The 7315-nt window shown below is 59.5% G+C and carries 6 protein-coding genes; 1 reads left to right on the top strand and 5 read right to left on the bottom strand.

Features of this window, described 5'->3' with window-relative positions; genetic code table 11:
* Nucleotides 1-177: 177 nt before the first annotated feature.
* The 3 genes from DWZ22_RS07800 to DWZ22_RS07790 form a co-directional block, all read right to left on the bottom strand.
* Entirely contained in the window at nt 178-1578 is a 1401-nt protein-coding gene (locus DWZ22_RS07800) for a phosphoglucomutase/phosphomannomutase family protein (protein WP_118405836.1), read from the bottom strand.
* 157 nt (nt 1579-1735) lie between these two features.
* Nucleotides 1736-2629, bottom strand: a complete 894-nt coding sequence (locus tag DWZ22_RS07795; RefSeq protein WP_118227144.1) for a homocysteine S-methyltransferase family protein — start codon at nt 2627-2629, stop codon at nt 1736-1738.
* 10 nt (nt 2630-2639) lie between these two features.
* Nucleotides 2640-3062 carry a metal-dependent transcriptional regulator gene (locus DWZ22_RS07790; RefSeq protein WP_117564991.1) on the bottom strand — a complete coding sequence of 141 codons (423 nt, stop codon included), beginning with the start codon at nt 3060-3062 and terminating at the stop codon, nt 2640-2642.
* A gap of 120 nt (nt 3063-3182) precedes the next feature.
* On the opposite strand from DWZ22_RS07790, the gene pepT reads away from it, so the two are divergent.
* Nucleotides 3183-4430: a peptidase T gene (gene pepT, locus DWZ22_RS07785; protein WP_118227150.1), complete on the top strand. Its 1248-nt coding sequence runs from the start codon at nt 3183-3185 to the stop codon at nt 4428-4430.
* 301 nt (nt 4431-4731) lie between these two features.
* On the opposite strand, the gene DWZ22_RS07780 is transcribed toward pepT, so the two are convergent.
* The gene (locus DWZ22_RS07780; RefSeq protein WP_117743861.1) at nt 4732-5964 is read right to left on the bottom strand and encodes an LCP family protein; all 1233 of its coding nucleotides are present in this window, start codon (nt 5962-5964) and stop codon (nt 4732-4734) included.
* A 12-nt stretch (nt 5965-5976) separates the two neighbouring features.
* Entirely contained in the window at nt 5977-7260 is a 1284-nt protein-coding gene (murA, locus tag DWZ22_RS07775; protein ID WP_117734918.1) for a UDP-N-acetylglucosamine 1-carboxyvinyltransferase, read from the bottom strand.
* Nucleotides 7261-7315 lie beyond the last annotated feature (55 nt).

Below are 7315 nucleotides of genomic sequence, written 5' to 3'. Positions count from 1 at the left end.
GCGGCTGATCCGGTCCGACCGGGCCGCGCGGCAAGGAGATATATTGCCAGACCGGAGGGGCGCCGGGGGCGGGAATCTGGGCGTACACATTTCCTACACAATTTTGGATCCGACTAACGTTTGCCAGCCGTTAACTACCGCTCGCCGAGCATCTCTTTATATGAGGCAGTCTCATGGTTAAAGCGGATACGTCCCCCTAGCTAAAGCACAGCCAGCATCGAGCAACTCATCACGTTCTTCCACCGAGAACCCCTCGGCGTAGACGCGCACCACTGGTTCGGTCCCGCTAGGACGGACCAGCAGCCACGTATCATCCTCGAATGACAGACGCAAGCCGTCCATATGACTAACGTTTTGCGGCACCTTGCCACAAATCGACTTGGGGTTTACGCCCGGCAGCAGGGTTCGTAACGTTTCGGCATCTTCGGCCTCAAGGCGCAAATCGCGTCGACCGTAACTCGTCTTACCAAAACTGTCCTCGAGTTGGTCGACCAGAACGCCCAAAGGCGCGTCCGTCTTTGCCATAAGCTCACACAGAATCAGACAGGCGAGGATTCCATCGCGCTCGGGCATATGCGCGGCGATGCCGATACCACCGGCTTCTTCGCCGCCCATGAGGACGCCGCCCTTCTTCATCTCCGCCGCTATATATTTGAAACCGACTGGTTTGACGGTCACGCGGCAGCCAAGCGCCTCGGCAATGCGACGCACGAGCGTCGAGCATGAAAGATTGACGACGACGCGCCCCTCCAAATTACGAAATTGAACCAAGTCGCCTAAAACGAGCGCCATGATCTGATGCGGATGTATATATCTGCCGCGCTCGTCAACCGCGCCGATACGGTCGGCGTCGCCGTCGGTCACCAGGCCAGCGCAAGCTCCGTCCTCGATAACCATGCGCTCGCAAGTGTCCACCCAAGGCTCAACGGGGTCGGGGCAGATATCTTCTTGATCAGACGCCTGCCCGGCGTGAATCTCGTGCACCTCAACGCCAAGCTCGCGCAGCAAGTCGGCTAGATAGCCCTGGGCTGCGCCGCCCATGGGGTCGACAACCACGCGCAAGTGCGCGGCGCGGATGGCTTCGGCATCGACAAACGATGCCACCGCTTGCATATAGTCAGGAATGATATCCGCGGTGCGATATTGCCCCTCGATCCCCATTGGCTCGGGAGCCATGGTCTCTTCGAGCTCTTCGATGACATCCTGGTTGGCGGTCGAGCCGTCACCCATGCGAATCTTGAGGCACAGATAACCCTGCGGATGATGGGACCCCGTCACCATGAGCGCGCCGCACGCCTCACCGTCATAAGCCGCCGCCCACGTAAGGGCAGGGGTCGGAACAGGTCGCGAAGCGAGCACGGCGTCTAGCCCGTGCGCTGCTAGCACGCCCGCCGCAAGCTCAGCGAACTCGCGCGCCAGGGGCCGGGTGTCGAACCCTATATATACCGTTTTGCCCGGATTGGTCTTTTGCCACAACTCGCCGACGGCATCGGCGATACGGGCAACGTTATCGGCAGTGAAGTCCTCATCGACGCGAGCGCGCCAACCGTCAGTTCCAAAATGAATTATCGCGCACACGCGCAGACACCTCACAGTGTTTGGATCATGTTACGCATGGGGTATACCCGCAACATGCACTCGGCAACCTGCCGGCACCAGCATTCACCATTTGGGCAAATGCTGCCAAGGACATGCAGGCAATAAAAAACCGCCCCGTATGGAGCGGTTTTGCCCTTTATATATCGAGCGCCTCGGCCATTGCTGCCGTAGTGATTGCCGTGGTTCCACAGCAACTGCCCACCATTGCGGCACCGGCATGTCTCCATTCGATGCATGCGCGCGCGAAAGCTTCAGGGTTCTCGTGCCATACGGGGCCATCCTGAGTCTGGACCGGATCGCCTACGTTGGGACGCACCGTGACGGGAGTCGTCGCCGATGCAACCATCCTGGGCACCGCCGCATTCGCGGCCGCAAGCGAACAGCAATTAACACCAACCGAGTTTGCGCCGTGTTTTTCGGCGTACAAAACGGCTGCCTCGATGTTGAGGCCATCGCCCAGCAGGTCGCCTTTATCGTCAACGACAAAACTCACCAGAACAGGCATGCCGTCGGCGGCATCTCGGGCGCCGGCAAGCATGGGCTGCAGATTACGGATAGACGTCACCGTCTCGATCAGCAGACCGTCAACGCCGGCATTGAGCAAGGCGTGCGCCTGTTCGCGCGCAATGCCGCGGATTTCACGATACTCGGCAGAGTCCTCGGCAAACCACTCAATACCGATCGGGCCCATCGAGCCCAGCAGCAGCTGAGGGTGCGCCTGGCGAGCATCGTCGACGGCCCCGCGATTGACCTCCGCCACGGACGGCGCAATCTGGTCGTGCTTGAGGGCATAGCTTGATGCCTGAAAGGTGTTGGTAATGAGCACCTGCGCACCGGCGGCGACATACAAGCGATGGATACGAGAAACGGCCTGCGGCTCTGCCAGATTCCAAAACGCCGGTGGAATGTCTGCGGCGTCGTACTCACTCAACAGAACACTGCCCATGGGGCCCTGCGCCAACAAGGTCTCGCTCGACAAGCGGCGCGTAAGTTCCTCGGCACCAAAGCGATTGTAATAACTCGTATCCATATATATCCCGCTATTCCTCGACGCTGATTCCTTGCTTTTCGAGATAGGCGAGCCAGCGGTTCATCGTGTCCTCGGATAGCGCATGCTCCATCATGCAGGCCTCGGAATCGGCTCGCTCAAATTCGACACCGAGCTCCTGAACCAAAAACGTGCGGATGAGGCGATGACGGTACCAGATAGCCGTGCCAACCTCGCGGCCGCGATCGGTCAGGATTACCTTGCCATAGTGCGATTGCTCGACAAGCTCGGATGCCTTGAGCGCCGAAACCGCTTTATTGACCGATGCCTTGGAGACGCCAAGGCGCTGCGCGATGTCGACCGATCGCACGCCGTTGGTTTCCCCCTCTTCGCTTTCAATGCGAACCATGCACTCCAAGTAGTCTTCGTTCGCCACCGTCAGATGTAGTTCGCGCGAGCTATTTGTCGTATCCATGATCTTCCGTCCCTTCTGCATTCAATGGCTGATTCTACCCCATCCAAGCGTCGCGGTATGCCGTGGCATACCGTGCTAGAGTTCTTGTTGCACACGACGACCAAGATTGGAGCGGTCTTTATGGAAAACACCACCACAAACCCCGATGTCCTCGAGCGCTTTTTGCGCTACGTCCAGATCAACACGCAGTCCGAGGATGCAAACTGCGACCAGGTACCCTCGAGCGCCGTTCAGTTTGACCTTGCCAACGTGCTGGCTGAAGAGCTGCGCGAGCTTGGTGCGGAAGATGCCCACGTGACCGAGCACGCCTATGTCTGCGCGCATATCCCCGCAAGTGCGGGCGCTGAGGACAAGCCCGCCCTGGGCCTGATCGCCCATCTCGACACCACCGAAGTTGCACCGGGCGCCGGCGTGAAGCCGCACATCGTACACTACGAAGGCGGCGACCTGGTCTGCGGCACGGTTGACGGTAAGCCCGTTGCCATGAGTACCGCCAAGCTTCCCGCCCTGAATGACCTCGCGGGTGAGGACCTGGTCTGCAGCGATGGCACCACGCTGCTGGGCGCGGACGACAAGGCAGGCGTCGCCGAGATCATGTCACTTGTCGCGCGTATCGCTCAGGACCCTTCTCTGCCCCATCCCGCACTCGGCATTTGCTTCTGCCCTGACGAGGAGATCGGTCACGGAGCCGAGCTGTTGGATATCGATACCTTTGGCTGCAAGTACGCCTACACGGTCGACGGCGGCCCCATCGGCGAGCTGGAGTGGGAGTGCTTTAACGCCGCCGAGGCGACCATCCGCTTTGAGGGCCAGTCCATCCACCCGGGCGACGCCAAGGGCCGTATGGTCAACGCAGGCAATCTGTTCTGCGACTTCAACGCGTTGCTCCCCTACGTGCAGCGCCCGGAGTATACGGAAGGCTACGAGGGCTTTTATCACCTTGAGGGTGTATCTGCGACCGTCGATCACGCCACGGCGCGCTATATCGTCCGCGACCATGACGCCGCCAAGTTCCAGCAGAAACTCGACCTTATTGATGCCGCCGCCTCGATGCTCAACCAGCGTCTGGGTGAGGAGCGCGTAACGGTCGAGATTAAGCAGCAGTATCGAAATATGGCCGAAATCGTTCGTGACTATCCCGAGCTTATTGATGTTGCCAAGGAAGCCTACCTTGCCTGCGGCGTTGAGCCCCAAGTGCTGCCGATTCGCGGCGGCACCGACGGCGCGCAGCTGTCGTTCCGCGGTCTGCCCTGCCCCAACCTTTCCACCGGCGGCTATTGCTATCACGGCGTCAACGAATTCGTCCCGGTCAGTTCGCTCGTCAAGATGACCGACGTGCTCCAGGAGCTCGTCGCCCGTTTCGCATAAGCCTGGCTGCATAAGCCCAAAAGACGAATCGCCCCGTCCTCTACAGAGAACGGGGCGGTTTTTTTGCTGCAATGAGAACAGGTTGACGCGCGCCAGCCTCTTGAAGCAAGGAGTGTCCCAAACTGCCGGCACATAAGGAACGTCCCCAAGTGCCAAGTGACTACCCATGTGCCAAGTGTTACGCCGATGCTCTGGCGGGTTTGTTGACCTTCTGGTCATGCCCTGCCTTTTGAATGACAAATTGTCGCCTTGGGCGGCGCGCAGCGTCGAGCCGTTACGGCGTTTGGTAAAACGCCGTAACTTAGTAGTTGGCTTCGTAGCCGTTACCGTCGCCGGTGGGCTCTTCGTAGTAGTCCGAATCGCTCGAATCGCTTGAGTCATCGGAATTGTCAGAGCTGACCGATGAGGTTGCGGTACCGTTTGCGTAGTCGTCAGACGTATTGTTGTTCAGGTCGCCAATCGTAGAGCTGGAACCGTCGGAAAGACCCATGGTGTTGGGACCCTTGGGATCCTTGCCGGCATCGACACGCTCCATCATTTCCTTGAGCTCGTCCTCGTAGACAAAGACGTAGCTCACACCGTCGATCATGGTGCTGTCGTCGGCGTACGAGGGCAGGTTGGCCGAGTAGATACCGTCGACATCCATACCGCGCATGGCGTTGACCGTAGACACGATATCCTGAACGCTCATATCGGTTACGAGCATATCGGACAGCGAATTAACCAGGCCAAAGATCTTCGTGGCATCGAAGTTATTGAGAATCTGGTTGGCAAGGGCGCCAAGCACCTGACGCTGGTGGCGCATGCGCGTGTAATCGCCGTCGGCATAGATGTAGCGGCAGCGGGCATAGGTAAGGGCGGTAGCTCCGTCCATATGCTGCTGACCAGCGGTAATCTTAATATCCAGGTGCTCGGGGTCGTCAACATCATCGGTTGCGTTAATGTCGATACCGCCAACCGAATCAATCAGCGCCTGCATACCGTCGAAGCTGACCTCGGCATAGTGGGAAATCTGAACACCGCACAGCTCGTTGACCGCCTCGACCATGGCTTCGGCGCCGCCAACGGTATGGCAGGCGTTGATCTTCATGGTCTCGCCCTTGTACACGACCCTGGTATCGCGCGGAACGGAAATGAGCGTCGCCTGCTTTTGCGTGGGGTCGATGCGTGCCAAGATAATCGAGTCGGCACGATACGTATCCTCGCCCGGACGGCCGTCGGTGCCAAGAAGCAGCACGTAGAACGGATCCTTTGCCTCATCGGTGTCAACCAGAACCCGACGCAGATTGTCGGTAATGACATTAGAATCGCCGAGCTTGCCCATAATGGTGGCAAACCACAGGCCGGCAGCGGTAGTGGCGCTCAGCAGCACGCCAAACACGACAATGAGCGCGACGTGACGAATCGTGTGGCTACGACGGCGCTGGCGGGCGCGCTCGGAATAGCGAGCGACGTTGTCGCGGCTGTAGATCTTGGCCTGCGCACCAGTCGAGGGTCTTCGGGTGTTATCCGCCAGGGGCTTCTTGTTAAACATAGGCAACCTGCATTAGTAGATGACGGGATCGGGGACGGTGGCATGTTCGACATGCGCGCCAAGCGCCTGCAGCTTTTCGACAAACTGCTCGTAGCCACGTTTGATGTGATGGATGGCAGAGACCTCGGTAACGCCGTCGGCGATAAGACCGGCAACCACAAGCGCCGCGCCGCCACGAAGGTCGGGCGAGGTGACCTGTGCACCCGAGAAGCCCTTGACGCCATGAATCATGGCATGATGGCTCTCGATACGAATGTCGGCACCCATGCGCACCAGCTCAGAGGCAAACATAAAGCGATTCTCGAAGATGTTCTCGGTAATAACGGAACTGCCATCGGCGAGGGCGGAGAGCACCATAATTTGTGCCTGCATGTCGGTCGGGAAGCCGGGGAACGGAAGCGTCTGGATGTCGACCGGCTTGATGCGCTCGGCGCGATTCACGTGAACGCCGTCGTCGGTACGCTCGCAATCGATGCCCATGAGCTCCATCTTCTTGAGCACCATGCCCAGATGGATGGGGCAAAAACCCGTGACGTCGACACCGCGATCGTCAGCCATCAGCGCACCGGCGACGATAAAGGTGCCGGCCTCGATGCGGTCGCCCACCACGCGATGGGTAACGGGATGGAGCTCTTCCACGCCCTCGATGGTCACGACAGGCGTACCGGCGCCGACAATCTTGGCGCCCATTTCGTTGAGCATGTTGGCGAGATCGACGATCTCGGGCTCGCGGGCGGCATTGTCGATAACCGTGGTGCCCTGTGCGCGCACAGAGGCCATGATGAGGTTCTCGGTCGCACCGACACTGGCAAACTCGAGCGTGACGGTGGTGCCGCGCAGGCCCTGAGGCGCGCTGGCGTTGATGTAGCCGTGGGCGGTATCAAACTCTACGCCCAGGGCCTCAAGACCCAGAATGTGCATATCGATCTTGCGAGCACCCAGGTTGCAGCCGCCCGGCATGGCGATCTTGGCGCGATGGAAGCGACCCAGCAGGGGTCCCATGACGGCGGTGGAAGCACGCATCTTGGCAACGAGCTCGTAGGGGGCCTCCCAAGAATCGGCCTGAGAGGTATCGATCTCGAGCGTGTGCTCGTCGAGAACATCGATCGTAGCGCCCATGCCCTTGAGCACCTTGCCCATCACGTGGACATCGGAAATATCGGGCACGTTCTGCAGCGTCGTCTTGCCCGGCGCCAGAAGCGTTGCCGCCATGAGTTTGAGCGCGGAGTTCTTGGCACCCGAAACGGGCACGGAGCCTCCGATGGCATGGCCACCCTCAACGCGGATAATATCCAAGGTCTACCCTTTCAAAAAGCATGCCCGGGGTGGCTGGGCCATCCCGGGCATGATG

It is taken from the genome of Collinsella sp. AF31-11 (assembly GCF_003475605.1).
Lineage (GTDB): Bacteria > Actinomycetota > Coriobacteriia > Coriobacteriales > Coriobacteriaceae > Collinsella.
This window is presented reverse-complemented; position numbering and strand designations above follow the sequence as displayed.